Raw genomic sequence first — 13756 nt, 5'->3', positions numbered from 1 at the left:
TAAGCGAGGACACGTAACTAAATATAAATTTCCATCATACTTTGAGTTATACATGTTCAAAGGAGTGTTACCGTTTATGTACCCTTATTGGCAATCGTATTACTCCCCCTATCATAACCCTTATGTACAGTTTGATACATCTGTACGTAATTACCGAATTAGTAAAAACGAGAATTTTTTAAAAGGTTATATGCGTTCCTTATGGGAACAACACGTTGCTTGGACGAGATTAGCTATTATAAGTATTGTTTTTAATTTACCTGACGTAAACATTACAGTTGGGCGGCTTCTTCAAAATGCAACACATATGGGACTGTCGCTTGAACCATTCTATGGTGAGGATGCTGTAAAAAAATATAGTGCACTAATTAAAGACCACTTAGTAATTGCAGCGGATCTTGTTAAAGCAGCAAAAGCTGGTGATCAAAATTCAGCTACTGCTATAGAGAAAAAATGGTACGCTAACGGAGATGAAATTGTTGCATTTCTTACTAGCATTAACCCATATATTGATAAAGAAGCATTTAGAAACATGTTTTATGAACATTTAGCACTAACTAAGGCAGAAGCACTGGCATTCCTAAATAAAGATTATGAAGCAGGCGTAAAACTGTACGATAAAATTGAAAAAGAAGCTTTAGAAATGGCCGACATGATAACAAACGCAATCGTAAAGCAATTCCCGCAAGTATTTCAATAACAATAAGCCGATTTGAAAACCAAATCGGCTTATTGAACTTTCTATCAATGATATTTCACCTGTCCTCTTTACATTTAACGTATATCGATATATTTTATTAATATCCGTTTTTTATAGGAGGAAACAGTTTGATTAACGCCATTGGTCTCGTATTTATACTCACAAATAAATATGAGAAAAAGAAGAAAGTTTATCTAAATGAAAAATTCGCATTAATAGACATTATTGATTCTAAGGAAGTAATTGATGATGAAGGAAACTCACTAGTAGAACTAACATGTAAATACAGTATATATTTAGATGAAAAATACTACTGTAAATCTCTTGATGATTATACTGGACAAGTCTTTCCTTTCTTAAGTGCTAAAATAGGAAAAGGAATTCTCAGAAACTTAAATTATTATTTTTCTTACGTTGATGTATACGATAAAAAACCACCGGTTAAAGAAATTAGACCACTTATGAAACAAGTAACTAACAGATAGCAAAAAATACAAAAAAGAAAGCATCTAACTCTGGATGTTTTCTTTTTTATTGAAAACTCATCAAATTTCATCCTCTTCTAAAAGTATGTATCCAAGCATATTTTAAATTAAAAACATTGGAGGATTAGACTGAATGAAATACTCAGAAACTATTGTAAGTAAACGACTACGAACGCTTAAAATGACGGGTATATTTTTCATGCTAGTATTAATAGCATGGATTGGATATACAAAATTACTTTATAAAAACGGATTTCTTCAAGAAAAAAAGAATTCAGTAGAAGTAATGAATACTAGCATTACAGGAGAAATAGAGCAGTTTTTTCATATCAACTTACAAGGCTATCGAAAAACGAACCTTGATGCTGTTATAGAAGCAAGTAAAACAGATCCAAGCGAACTCTCCCTAATTGAACTAGTCAACAAATCCTGCTCGCGAGATTGCATAGGCGAACCAGTCACATATGTAAACTCAAACAATGGATATATCTTTTATAAGGAATCTAATGGAACTAATGTAGCTATAACGATTAAAAAGAAAGACACATGGTTAGTTGTAAAGAAATCTGTTCAAGATGGAATATAATCACCCCAAAAAAGAGTGCGTATCGTACTCTTTTTTATTATTAATACCCTTCCTCTTCATGCCTACAATGGCATTTCGCTTTTGTTTTACAATGACATTTTTCACACTCACACTTCGGTTTCTCTTTGCAACAACACTCATGAAAATCATTACGTTTACATCTCCCAAACATCAAATCATCCCAAAATTTATTACAATCTTAAAAATGTCCACAATGACAAGTATTTCTCATAAATATGCTTCCTCCTTGATAGAATGCATCATATTCTATGTTTGAAAGTATACAATGGCTTGTTTGTTAGTCTATTTTCTCCATATTATAAGTAGAGTTAAAAGATTACATAAAAATAAAAAACCGTCACATGACGGCTTTTTATTTAGCAAACTATTCTTTTGTATAAAAATATTTAAGTCCCTTAGCATCTAACCACGCTGTCGCTCGATCTAATTCATTCCCTTGGCGATATGCTGTTTCAAATCTAACTAATCCTTGTTTATCTCCATATGAGATAATACGAGATTCATACCCAAGAGCATCCATCATTCCTAACATTTCTACTACTAACGCTGTACCAAATTCATACGTAACAACTTTACTAAATTTATTCACTATAATTCCAACTCCTTCTTGTTTTGTCGATTGTTCAACAGTTTGATTAGTAAACCAAACTAACGGTTTATTTCCCATTAACTTATTTAAATCACATTTTCCTATGCCGGCTACATTCCCTGTTTCTGTGTATTGCCAAATATCACATGGGTAGGCTGGTTTGTTACCACCATAACGAGGAATCCATACAAAATCACAATTGACATTTGCCATTCCAAATGGAGCATACATATGATGAGCGATGTATAAACCGACTTTCTTAGCTCCTAATCTTCGTAATTCATCAATAAAAGCTTGTGTACCTGCTCTCATATCGTTCATTGTTTTTACTTCTATGTCAGCTACCCAAACTGTTGCATTTTTATCACCACGGTTCCAAAAGTCTCTCGCCTCTATCCGTGCATCCTCTACTGAAACGAAACGACAGAACGCATAATTACCAAACGGAATATTTCTTGCTTTCATTGCTTGTACATAATTTTTATATAAAGGATCTACATAATTTGAACCATCTTGCACACGTGCAATTACAAAATCTAATTGTGGAGCCGCGATATCCCAATTAATGTTGCCATTCCATTTCGAAATATCTACAATGTAACCCATTATTTAACATCTCCTTTTTCGTTATTATATTCAAAGCTTGTTTTTTTGCTATTATCATCTAATAAATAGTATGAGAAGTATTGTATTATTTAGTAATAATTTAAAATTCGGCTTATGTATTGAGAAAATAAAATATTATTACGGGTTTAATAAGTAAAGACTTACAAAGCTCTAAACTATAATCAGTAGGAGGCCACAAGCAGTGCAATTCCCAGCTAATTTCTTAGCTTCATCCGAATTTTGAGGTATGAATTTTACTGCCCATTAAAGCGGGATACACAAAACCACCTTTCTGACAGGTGGTTTTGTGTACTACTTTACATATACATTATCCATATTTATAGTTACATAATTATTAATTACTTAATATACTTGTTAACTAAAAATAAGACAATTTTTAGTTTTTAATCAAACTAATTTTCGTTTTATCTCAAGTACTCATAGTACCATTTACGTGCATCTAACCAAGCTGTAAATTTATCGATATTTCCGGACGGATAGCCATTCGTTATAGCATAACCAATGCCATCTTTCTGAACGACAATTTGTCCATCAATACCCGCATCAACCATCGCCTGAGCCAAAGCTTGTAAATTGCTAAATGCTACACCACCAGTTTTTACTTTGAGCAAGTCCGTTGCACCTCCTCCAGTTTGTCCTGTAAGAGCAAATACAATAGAATTAGCGATTTTATCAACATTCCATTTTGCCATGTCGGATTCATTATCAATAAATCCTAATTCAATAAGAATAGCCGGTGCCTTCGTTCCATTTAATACCGCTAAATCTGTACGTTGTTTCGCACCTCGATCACGCCATCCAATATCTTTTGCTAGTTGAGCTGATATTTTAGCCGCCAAATCTTTCTGATCATAATACAAAACCTCAACACCCTGTCCATTTCCATCACTTGCATTAAGATGAAAAGAAATAACTAAATCCACAGCATGGGAATTGCTATTCCGAATGATATTATTTAAATTTTGTGATTGAGTTGTCCCTACCTCATCCGTATCGTCATAAACCGTGTGTCCTAGGGATCTTAACTTAGTCGCCACAGCATCTTTAACTTGCCTATCTAGAACGTGTTCTTTCCGATTCCCAAAATTAGCCCCTTGAACAATACTATTGTGTCCTCCGTGCAAACTATATCTGGCCATTTATTTATCAACATCTCCTTTCTTAATATCATATTCAAAACTTGTCTTATTGCTATTCCCTCTTACAATCTTAACTGTCCCCATACGTCCTACATTTTCTATAGGTGAAGGCAAATCGTTTTCGATATAAAAAGTGGTGACACGAACAAAAAGCATCACCTTTTTGGCGATGCTTAAAAACTCTATTTTACGTTTTAGCTCCTTAAAAACAGTTTAAGCTCATGGTGACCGAAACTATACTTATATTTCCTCCTCTTCCTTCACTGCCTCTTTCAACCTCTGCAACATATATCCAATTCCTTTATATCCTTCTAACGGATATGTAATCATTTCTTCTGGATATAGCTTTGTTACTACTTTTTTATGCTTTTTCCCTGCAAGTAAGACGATTTCGTCAAACTGTAGTAAACTTTTATCTACCATCTGTTTTTGTAATTGCTCTATACTTATTACCTTATCGCTCTTTGAATCAAACGCAAGATCATAGTTTTCTAGTACAATATCATTTGGCCTTAAAAATCCATGCTTCGCCGATAATATAACCCAATTCTCAAAAAACATCGTTGCATACGCCTGACACCCTTTTCCGAACGGGCTAATATATACATCTTTTGCCTCCATAGGCCCGTAATCCGGATACTTATCCCAAATTTTCTTCTTTCCGCATGGAATTATGCATAACCTTTTCATTTATCTCTTACCTCTTCTCTTGCATAAGTAAAATTAACTATTTTACACATTTTTCTCTCAACATGCTATATAATGATATTAAAAATAAAAAATATATCTTTTACCATAAAACCATCGTTTTTTACTTATAATTCACTTTTTTAAGATTTGAAATCCCATTGCCCTATTTAAACATAGTACACTTTTTGTAAATATTATAATACTACCAATAATGGTACATTTACTTTTCAAAGCTCTTAATATTAATTAAAATATATGAATGACAAAATATTTTATCTTTAGAAGGAGGTGAATAAGTGAAAAATATACTCCCTGCACTAGTACTCTATATTATTGTTTGCGTAATCGCTATGATTGCTCCAGCATCTCAAGGTTATAATCATGTGGGCTGGAAGTTGTTTGTTGGGCAAGCGTATGCTATACCTATTTTTCTCATTACAGCTATTATTACATTTTATATAAACAAGAAAAAATCTACGAACAAACAGCTATAAGGATAGCTAATGCTATCCTTATTTTAATTCATTAATCAGATCAACAATTACACTTGCAGTACTTTCTATCCTTTCTTCCGAAAAATCAAACGTGACACCTGTTTTTTCATATATTTCTTGTATTGGTAGGTTCCAGTCTGCACTCGCTCCCTCTTTAAAGAAAGTAATCGCTTTTTCTGGATCCTCTCGATAAATTTGAAACAATTGCATTGCTCCTATTTGCGCAATTGCATATTCAATTTTATAAAAAGGGAACTGAACAAAGTGAAATGACTCTACCCAACTCGAACCAATTTCATCTTCTAATCCGTCAATATTGACTGATGAATATTGATACCTTTTGCATAGTTCAGCGTATTTCTTATCACGCTCTTCTGGTGTATGGTTTGGATTTGTATAGATCCAATGCTGGAATACATCTCCTGCAATTGACGACAATAATAAAGACAAAGCACGATATAATTGTACGCGCTGCACTTCTTTATATTCATCCTCTTGCTTATAAAAAATAGTATGCTTATCCATTACTAGTAACTCAAGACTGAGGGAATAAAGCTCAGCCACCTCTTCACGAAGATACCTTTCCTGCATGCTACTATCATTTTTAAATTGTTTATAAAAATGAAATGCATGTCCCACTTCATGTATGAGCGCATTAATCGCATAAAATGATGGACTAAAATTAGAATACACAAAAACCTCTTTACTATGAGGCAAGGTAAAACAAGCAGCTCCTGGTGCTTTATTTTCACGTTCTTCTACATCAATTAATCCTGCTTTTCGTATATGGATAAATTCCTCATAAAAATATAAATCTGTCTTCCGAAACATTTCTTCCAACCCATCCAATAAATCAATGGCATTTTGAAATGGAGCTTTTAGTATATTACATGGAGTAAGATCCCAAGGGCGATACGTTTTTACACCGAGATTCTTTTTAGAAATACTCCCTAATTGTTTCCAAATTGGTACAACATACTTTTCTATAGATTCATGGAGCTTATAGCAATCTTCAATGTTATAATCTCTGTTTTTTTGTTTATAAGCATATTCACTATAATTATGAAATCCTGCATTTAAAGCGAGCTCATTCCGTAATTGTACGAGCTCATTCATAATACAATCTATTTCCATCTTCACTGCACTTCTTGCTTCACATAAAGCGTACCAAGCTTTTTCACGAATAGCTCTATTAGAGTTATCTAGCTGTGCTTTAACGTATGCATACGTCTTTTGCTCTCCCTCCCAATTAATTGTTATGTTAGACATTATTTCTCTATACTTCGTAATAAGCTCTTGCTCTTTAATAGAAAGAGCAATATTTTCTTCATTAAACATTCTACTCTTCACAAATCTTGCTTTTTTCATAAATCCATATTTCTGCTCATCTAATAAGTCAGAAAACGGACACTCTCTAAATTTCTCGTCAAATTTTGCAGTGTATCTTTTTAAAAGTGGTTGAATTGTATTTTGATTATACATATGTAAATCACGCATATTTCTGTCATCTGTATCTCTATACGTGGCGATTAAACTACTTGTTATCTCCTCTTCTACTTCAGCGGTTACACGCAGTTCATCGAAAAGCCAACTTTCTAATTCTAAAACAGAAGTAATATTTCGCTCTAAAAGTGACTGTAATTTACTTTCGAATTCATTAAGCATACACAAACCCCCTATTAAAAATTCGAATTTTCTGTTTTATACGGATAGAAAAAGACAAGTAGCCAATCCGACTACTTGTCCTTTTCTATCTGTACTCAATAAAATTAAGCTTGGAATGCTTCTGTTAATACTGGTACGATTTGTTTTTTACGAGATACTACACCTTTTAATGTAGCAGTGTTGTTTTCTAGAGATACGTTGTATGCTTTCTCAACAACGTTTGCTGCGTTACCGATCGCAAGACCGACAGAATCGTTTGTTAAGATATCAGTTACAACAAACAAGAATAGGTCTAAACCTTTTTCTTCTACTACTGCAGAGATAACTTTTTCAAGTTCTGCTTGGTGTACAAGAACGTCGTTCGTATCAACAGCGTTTACTTGTGCGATTTCAACTTTCGCATTACCCATTTGGAATTCTTTAGCGTCAAGAGAGATTAATTGCTCCATTGTTTTTCCGCTTAAGTCAGCACCAGCTTTTAACATTTCTAAGCCGTAGTTATCAGCATCTACACCAGCGATTTCCGCTAATTCACGAGCTGCTGCTACGTCTTGCTCTGTGCAAGTTGGAGATTTGAATAGTAAAGAATCTGAAATGATTGCAGATAACATTAAACCTGCAACTTCTTTACGAATTGTAATGCCGTTTTCTTTGTACATCTTGTTTAAAATTGTAGCTGTACAACCAACTGGCTCACAACGGTAGTAAATAGGATCGCTTGTTTCAAAGTTAGCAATACGGTGATGGTCAATAACTTCTAACACACGAACAGATTCGATATCGTTAGCACTTTGTTGACGCTCGTTATGGTCAACTAAAATAACGTTGTCCACTTCGTTTGCAACTGTCTCAACAAAACGCGGTCCTTCTACTTTAAAATAGTCTAACGCAAATTGAGTTTCACCGCTGATTTCGCCTAAACGTACAGGCTCAGCATTCATTCCTAATTCTTTTTTCAATTCTGCATAAGCAATTGCAGAACAAATTGCATCTGTATCTGGGTTTTTATGCCCGAAAACTAGTACTTTTTCCATGTTTTCCACCTCTTCATGAAAAGGATATCTTAAAGAAGCAAATATGACAATATTTAAAGCATAATTTTTTATAAATAATTGCACTTTCTTCTATATTTTTCATCGTTTTTCGTAAAAAAAGATCATCTAAAATGAATTAGATGATCGAAATGTATATTTTATCCCGCTTTAATGTGCAGTAAGACCCCCACTGATTAAAGTTTCACTTTATTTAAAATAAGCTAGGAGCTTGCACTACATGATTTAGCGGAAAATTCGATGCCAAACCATTATTTACAAGGTTAACATCGATAACTTGATAAAATGCATTCCCAGTGTCTGCAATTTCCCACACAGCTAAAATAAGGTGATATCCATTTCTATCAGTAGGCACATTTGCTTCATGTGTTACGGAAGTTCCAGGTCTAGCTCCTCCATCATTTTTCACATAGAAAGGCACTAAATCTAAATCAGACCTCGTTAAAGGCTTATTTGGATTCCAATCTTTCTTCGTAATATAATATTTCCACTCTTTCGTACTATGAGGAGCCGTTAGTTTCCACTTGAATGTATTCGTCCCACCGTTTAAAGTAACTTTCTTCCACCTATCTACAGTCTGTACATCTAAAGCAGGGAAATGGCCAGCTCCTGCGATTTGACCATCCGAAGGTCCTGATTGCGGGAAGCCACCTATTCCTTCTACACTTTGCGGTTCATATTGAATCGGACCGCAATTTACATTTACCCCTTGCTTACATAAATAAGAGCGGCTCGCTGGTGATTCAACATATCCATGAGCGGAAGCTTTTTCTGAAAAACCGAAAGTTAACAATCCCGTAAGTAATATGCCACCACTTAATATAACTTTCTTCACCTTCTGTAAACCTTTCGTTTTCATCTCGTCATCCCCTTTCCCATAATAAAGCGAAAATAACTATAGTTGCCTAGTCATCTTCTCTACATCCATTATAAGTCGAGAGACCATACAAACAGAACCCTCTAAAAACTTTCTCAAATTCAATTTGTACATTAAATAAATTCAAATAACACCGCTAGAGAAATATAGACGGTGTTAAAAATGGTGGTTTATTATTTTGAGCATGATAGCTTTTTAATCGTAACTTATAAAACTTTATAATAAATAACTGTGGCATCTAAATTACCATTTGGAGAAATCGCGTATTCTGGTATTTTTCCAACTTCTTGATAGTCTAATGATTTATACAATCTATTAGAAGGGTCTCCTTCTCTCGTATCTAACACTAAAAGAGACCTATCTTCTTGCTTCGCTCGTTCCTCTGCTTTTTGCATAAGTAAACGTCCAATACCATTACGTCTAAAGTTGGGATGAGTCATTAACTTACAAATCTCGGCTCTATGAATTCCGTTAGGCTTTGTAACTAAATGTAATTGAATACTCCCTGCCAATTCATTGTTTATTTTAGCGACATATAATATCACTTCTGGCGCTAAAACAGTTTGCCAATACTTTGTTGATTCTTTTTGTTCCAGTGGAGGTAAAAAACCAATTGACGCCCCATCATCTACAACTGTTTTCAAAAGGTTAGAAAGCTCTTCCACCTCATCTTTTATTTGCTTAATCTCTTCAATTACTAAATTTTGCATTATTAATCCCCCTTTTGTTTCATTGTACCAAGTTTTAAAGAAGGAATAACAGAATACTAAAAGGAAATATATATTTAAATAGAGCATACTTTTAGAATGTATGAATGATGGAGGGATTAATCATTAGCAAAATAGGATTTGACTTAATACATCATAAGGACGACTTTGATCTTGGATATGAGGATATAGAAGCGATATCTAAGAACTGTAAATTTTCTAACTGCTCTCATACAAATGAACCACATTGCGCAATTAAAAAAGCTATTTCCGATGGAATTCTTACAAAGGAAATAATGAATAGTTATTATCGAGATAAGAATGAATTCAAATATGTATGTAATCAAAAAAACAAAACAAAAGCTATTGATTATATGAAACAATTGAAACTTTTTAGAAAATCTTAAAAATAAATAGTTGTTTCTCATTCCCACTATATTTAAGAATCTTACTTTGCTACATCACATACAAGCTAATTTTCATACTCAAATTTAATCTCACGTAAAAGAACGTTTTAAACATAAAGTTTAAAACGTTCTTTTCTATTCAATGCTTATGATTTTTCAGTTCTGTTAAACACTCTTGCACTAAAGTTACTGCTTGACTCATAGCAGCTCCGCCAGCAAATGCTGCTGATACCCCACACGCTTCCAGAATCTCTTTATCTGAACACCCTTGATCAAGACAACCCTTTGTATGATAAACGGTACAATATTCGTCTTGCGTTGCTAGACTAATTCCTAATGCGATAAGTTGTTTTTCTCTTTTTGTTAAAGAACCCTCTTGAAAACAAGCTTGCGTGAATGCATTATATGTTTCAGCAATTTCAGGAATTTGGTTTGTAAAACTACCGATTCCTTCTTTATAATGATGTAGAACGTCATTTACTGAACTATGATGTTGTTCGTGTTCCATCTTATTATTACCCCCATTCAAATTATCTGTACCTACTGTAGTATGTGATGAAAAGAAGGCAATATACCTCGTTTAATAGAATGAATATTCAGTTTATTTAAACTACAGTTTCAGACTATCATCCACTACCGCTTGTTCTTTAGAGTTTTTTCTTTGAACCTCTTTACTTCTCTCTTCCCAAAATGTTAAACCTTCAATCCCTACATTTTTAGGATCAAATACTGGATCTTTCCCTACTTTTTTCTGCGCTTCATAATCTTTTAACACTTTTAATGCGATTTTACTTAATAATAGAATCGCGATTAAGTTTAACCATGCCATACTACCAATTCCTAAATCTCCAAGATTCCATAAAAGCGACGCTGATTCTACGCTACCGATATAAACCATAATTAAAAACCCAATTTTTAATACTGGTTTTAACCAGCTATATTTAACCTCACGATCTAAATAAGTAAGTGTCGTTTCAGCGATATAGTAGTAAGCGAGTAAAGTTGTAAATGCGAAGAAGAAAATTGCGATTGAAATGAATAATGGTCCAAATCCCGTCATAACGGTTTCAACAGCTTGTTGTGTATAGATTGGACCAGCATCTACATTCCCCATATTCTTTACAAGAGCGCTTTTCCCTTCAGGTATAACATTATACATACCTGTTATTAAAATCATAAGAGCTGTCGCTGTACATACGACAATTGTATCAATGTATACGGAAAACGCTTGAACTAACCCTTGTTTTGCTGGGTGAGATACTTCAGCCGCAGCAGAGCTATACGTCGCTTCTCCAACGCCAGCTACATTTGAAAATACAGCGCGCTTTACGCCCCATGCAATTGCTGCACCGACGATTCCACCAAACATTTCATTTATACCGAAAGCACTAGAGAAAATTAAAGCAAACATACTTGGAATTTCCGTTACATTCGCAATTAATACGATACATGTAACAATTACATATCCAATTGCCATAAATGGAACCAGCATTTGTGAAACGCCTGCAATTCTCTTTACGCCACCAAAAATGATTGCTGCTAATAATAAGACTAACAATATACCCGTTATATATTTACTAATACCGTTAGAGTTTTCGAATCCCACTGCGATACTACTAGATTGAATACCTGGTAATAAAACGCCATATGAAAGTGTTACAACGACTGCTACAATGATTGCAAACCATTTCATTTTCAAGCCTTTTTCAATGAAATATGGTGTACCACCGCGATATTCATTTCCAACTTTACTTTTATATACTTGAGATAATGTTGATTCAACAAATGCACTAGCTGCTCCTAATAGTGCCATTACCCACATCCAAAATACAGCTCCAGGTCCGCCAAAAGCGATAGCTGTCGCAACCCCTGCAATATTACCTATTCCAACCCTACCAGATAACGCTAAACAAAATGCTTGAAAGGATGAAATTCCCGTCTCAGAGCTCTTCCCTTCAAATAATAGTTTAATCATTTCTTTAAAATAACGAATTTGTAGAAAACGAGTTGCAATTGTAAAATACACACCTGCTCCTAAGGCGAAAACAACTAATCCAATACTCCATACTTGCCCTACTAACCACTCTACTAATTGCTCCATCCAAATCCCCCTTATCATTCTTTTGAAAACTATTTTATATATAAGAAAACGGACAACTATTATTAAATCTTCCAGTTGTCCGCCTATCTCATTATTTCATTCCTCTATTTATTAACAGTTAGATTCTCTATTACTTTATATTTACCCAAACACTCTTCACTTCTGTGTAATTATCAAGCGCATATGAACCTAACTCACGACCGATTCCAGATTGTTTAAACCCACCAAATGGTGCAGCTGCATTTTCTAAGTTATAATCATTAATCCATACTGTTCCTGCCTTTAATTTATTGGCAACTTGATGTCCAGTTTTAATATTTTGTGTCCATACGCCTGCAGCGAGTCCGTATGACGAGCGATTTGCTCTTTCGATTACCTCTTCTGTTGAATCAAATGGAAGTACAACGACAACTGGTCCAAAAATTTCTTCTTTCACAATTGTCATATCATCAGTAACATTTGTGAATACCGTTGGCTGTACAAAATAACCTTTTTCAAATGCACGTTCACCACCAGCAGCAACAGTAGCGCCTTCTGCTTTTCCTTGTTCAATGTAATGTAGTACACGCTCTTGTTGCTTTTTAGATACGAGTGGACCCATTTCTGTTTCCTTCTCCATACCTGCTCCAAGTTTCACGTTATTCGCCATTTTTACTAGTTCATTTACGACTGTTTCGTAATGTTTTCGGTGAACGAACACGCGAGATCCAGCACTACAATTTTGGCCGTGATTATACATAATACCTTGGAATGCGCCGTTAATCGCTTCTTCTAAATCAGCGTCTTCTAAAATGATATTTGGTGATTTACCACCAAGTTCTAACGTTACATGTTTAATAGTTTCTGCAGATTGACGCATAATATATTTTCCTGTAACTGTTGAACCTGTGAAGGCTACCTTATCAATATCATGATGGTTTACAATTGCAGCTCCCGCTTCAGGGCCGAAACCTGGCACAAAGTTTACAACACCTTTTGGAAAACCTGCTTCTTTAAAAAGTTTCGCTGTATATAATAACGATAAAGGCGTTTGTTCTGCTGGTTTTAATACGATCGTACAACCTGTCGCTAGTGCAGCTCCCATTTTCCAAGAAGACATAACGAGCGGAAAATTCCAAGGAATAATTTGTCCTACAACCCCAACAGGTTCATGGCGTGTATAATTTAAGTAATCTTTTGAAATCGGAATTGTTTGCCCGATAATTTTCGTAGCCCATCCCGCATAATAGCGGTAATTTTCTACAGTCGCTGCAATATCATCATCCAGTGCTACTTGATATGGTTTCCCGTTATCTAAAGCTTCTAACTGCGCCAATTCTTCTCCATGCTCTTCAATTAAGTCTGCTAATTTATAAATAAGATGTGCTCTTTCAGCAGTAGTCATTTCTGCCCAAGGTCCTGATTCAAATGCAGATCTTGCCGCTTTTACTGCGACATTAATATCCTCTTCTTGTGCTTCGCATACAACAGCTAAAACATCTTCAGTTGCTGGATTGTATGTCTCAAATGTCTTCCCGCTAATGGAAGGAACAAATTCACCATTAATAAACATTTTAATTTCTTCATTTAAAAACGCTTTCACTTTTGGTTTTAGTTCAATGTTTTTCGTTAACATA

The 13756-nt window shown here is 34.5% G+C and carries 15 protein-coding genes; 5 read left to right on the top strand and 10 right to left on the bottom strand.

Features of this window, described 5'->3' with window-relative positions; translation table 11 throughout:
* Positions 1-76 precede the first annotated feature (76 nt).
* The 3 genes from LMD38_RS13000 (at position 77) to LMD38_RS12990 (ending at position 1771) form a co-directional block, all read left to right on the top strand.
* Positions 77-700: a hypothetical protein gene (locus LMD38_RS13000; protein WP_014893647.1), complete on the top strand. Its 624-nt coding sequence runs from the start codon at positions 77-79 to the stop codon at positions 698-700.
* Between the two features lie 128 nt (positions 701-828).
* Complete coding sequence (locus LMD38_RS12995; RefSeq protein WP_000606242.1) at positions 829-1185, top strand: hypothetical protein; 357 nt, start codon at positions 829-831, stop codon at positions 1183-1185.
* 133 nt (positions 1186-1318) lie between these two features.
* Positions 1319-1771: a hypothetical protein gene (locus LMD38_RS12990; RefSeq protein ID WP_061182415.1), complete on the top strand. Its 453-nt coding sequence runs from the start codon at positions 1319-1321 to the stop codon at positions 1769-1771.
* Positions 1772-2156: 385 nt separating this feature from the next.
* On the opposite strand, the gene LMD38_RS12985 is transcribed toward LMD38_RS12990, so the two are convergent.
* The 3 genes from LMD38_RS12985 to LMD38_RS12975 form a co-directional block, all read right to left on the bottom strand.
* A complete protein-coding gene (locus LMD38_RS12985; protein WP_016717701.1) occupies positions 2157-2987 on the bottom strand; it encodes a GH25 family lysozyme in 831 nt (276 codons plus the stop codon).
* A 425-nt stretch (positions 2988-3412) separates the two neighbouring features.
* The gene (locus LMD38_RS12980) at positions 3413-4147 is read right to left on the bottom strand and encodes an N-acetylmuramoyl-L-alanine amidase (RefSeq protein WP_000135295.1); all 735 of its coding nucleotides are present in this window, start codon (positions 4145-4147) and stop codon (positions 3413-3415) included.
* Between the two features lie 240 nt (positions 4148-4387).
* Positions 4388-4837 carry a DUF6884 domain-containing protein gene (locus LMD38_RS12975; RefSeq protein WP_062821636.1) on the bottom strand — a complete coding sequence of 150 codons (450 nt, stop codon included), beginning with the start codon at positions 4835-4837 and terminating at the stop codon, positions 4388-4390.
* A gap of 296 nt (positions 4838-5133) precedes the next feature.
* Here LMD38_RS12975 and LMD38_RS12970 point away from each other — a divergent pair, with 296 nt between their 5' ends.
* Positions 5134-5331: a DUF4017 family protein gene (locus LMD38_RS12970; protein WP_000789868.1), complete on the top strand. Its 198-nt coding sequence runs from the start codon at positions 5134-5136 to the stop codon at positions 5329-5331.
* A gap of 18 nt (positions 5332-5349) precedes the next feature.
* Here the strand turns inward: LMD38_RS12970 and LMD38_RS12965 are convergent, their stop codons facing one another.
* From LMD38_RS12965 to LMD38_RS12950, 4 genes are all read right to left on the bottom strand, one after another.
* Positions 5350-6996: a M3 family oligoendopeptidase gene (locus tag LMD38_RS12965; RefSeq protein ID WP_228920338.1), complete on the bottom strand. Its 1647-nt coding sequence runs from the start codon at positions 6994-6996 to the stop codon at positions 5350-5352.
* 104 nt (positions 6997-7100) lie between these two features.
* Positions 7101-8030 (bottom strand): manganese-dependent inorganic pyrophosphatase, encoded by a 930-nt coding sequence (gene ppaC / locus LMD38_RS12960; protein WP_000416846.1) that lies wholly within the window; start codon positions 8028-8030, stop codon positions 7101-7103.
* Between the two features lie 211 nt (positions 8031-8241).
* The gene (locus LMD38_RS12955; protein WP_000850067.1) at positions 8242-8907 is read right to left on the bottom strand and encodes a lytic polysaccharide monooxygenase; all 666 of its coding nucleotides are present in this window, start codon (positions 8905-8907) and stop codon (positions 8242-8244) included.
* 224 nt (positions 8908-9131) lie between these two features.
* Positions 9132-9635, bottom strand: coding sequence for a GNAT family N-acetyltransferase (locus tag LMD38_RS12950; protein WP_016717707.1), 504 nt, complete (start codon positions 9633-9635; stop codon positions 9132-9134).
* Between the two features lie 107 nt (positions 9636-9742).
* Between LMD38_RS12950 and LMD38_RS12945 the strand changes: the two genes are divergently transcribed.
* Positions 9743-10039 carry a P-loop NTPase family protein gene (locus LMD38_RS12945; protein WP_000398675.1) on the top strand — a complete coding sequence of 99 codons (297 nt, stop codon included), beginning with the start codon at positions 9743-9745 and terminating at the stop codon, positions 10037-10039.
* Between the two features lie 139 nt (positions 10040-10178).
* On the opposite strand, the gene LMD38_RS12940 is transcribed toward LMD38_RS12945, so the two are convergent.
* The 3 genes from LMD38_RS12940 to LMD38_RS12930 form a co-directional block, all read right to left on the bottom strand.
* Positions 10179-10547: a carboxymuconolactone decarboxylase family protein gene (locus LMD38_RS12940; RefSeq protein WP_000399705.1), complete on the bottom strand. Its 369-nt coding sequence runs from the start codon at positions 10545-10547 to the stop codon at positions 10179-10181.
* Between the two features lie 102 nt (positions 10548-10649).
* Positions 10650-12140 (bottom strand): alanine/glycine:cation symporter family protein, encoded by a 1491-nt coding sequence (locus tag LMD38_RS12935; protein WP_062821635.1) that lies wholly within the window; start codon positions 12138-12140, stop codon positions 10650-10652.
* Between the two features lie 130 nt (positions 12141-12270).
* Positions 12271-13755 carry an aldehyde dehydrogenase family protein gene (locus tag LMD38_RS12930; protein WP_000956379.1) on the bottom strand — a complete coding sequence of 495 codons (1485 nt, stop codon included), beginning with the start codon at positions 13753-13755 and terminating at the stop codon, positions 12271-12273.
* Between the last annotated feature and the right edge of the window lies 1 nt (position 13756).

Source organism: Bacillus pacificus, assembly GCF_020861345.1.
Classification (GTDB): domain Bacteria; phylum Bacillota; class Bacilli; order Bacillales; family Bacillaceae_G; genus Bacillus_A; species Bacillus_A pacificus.
Note: the sequence above shows the minus strand (reverse complement) of the source record. Positions and strands in the feature narration are given on the sequence as shown.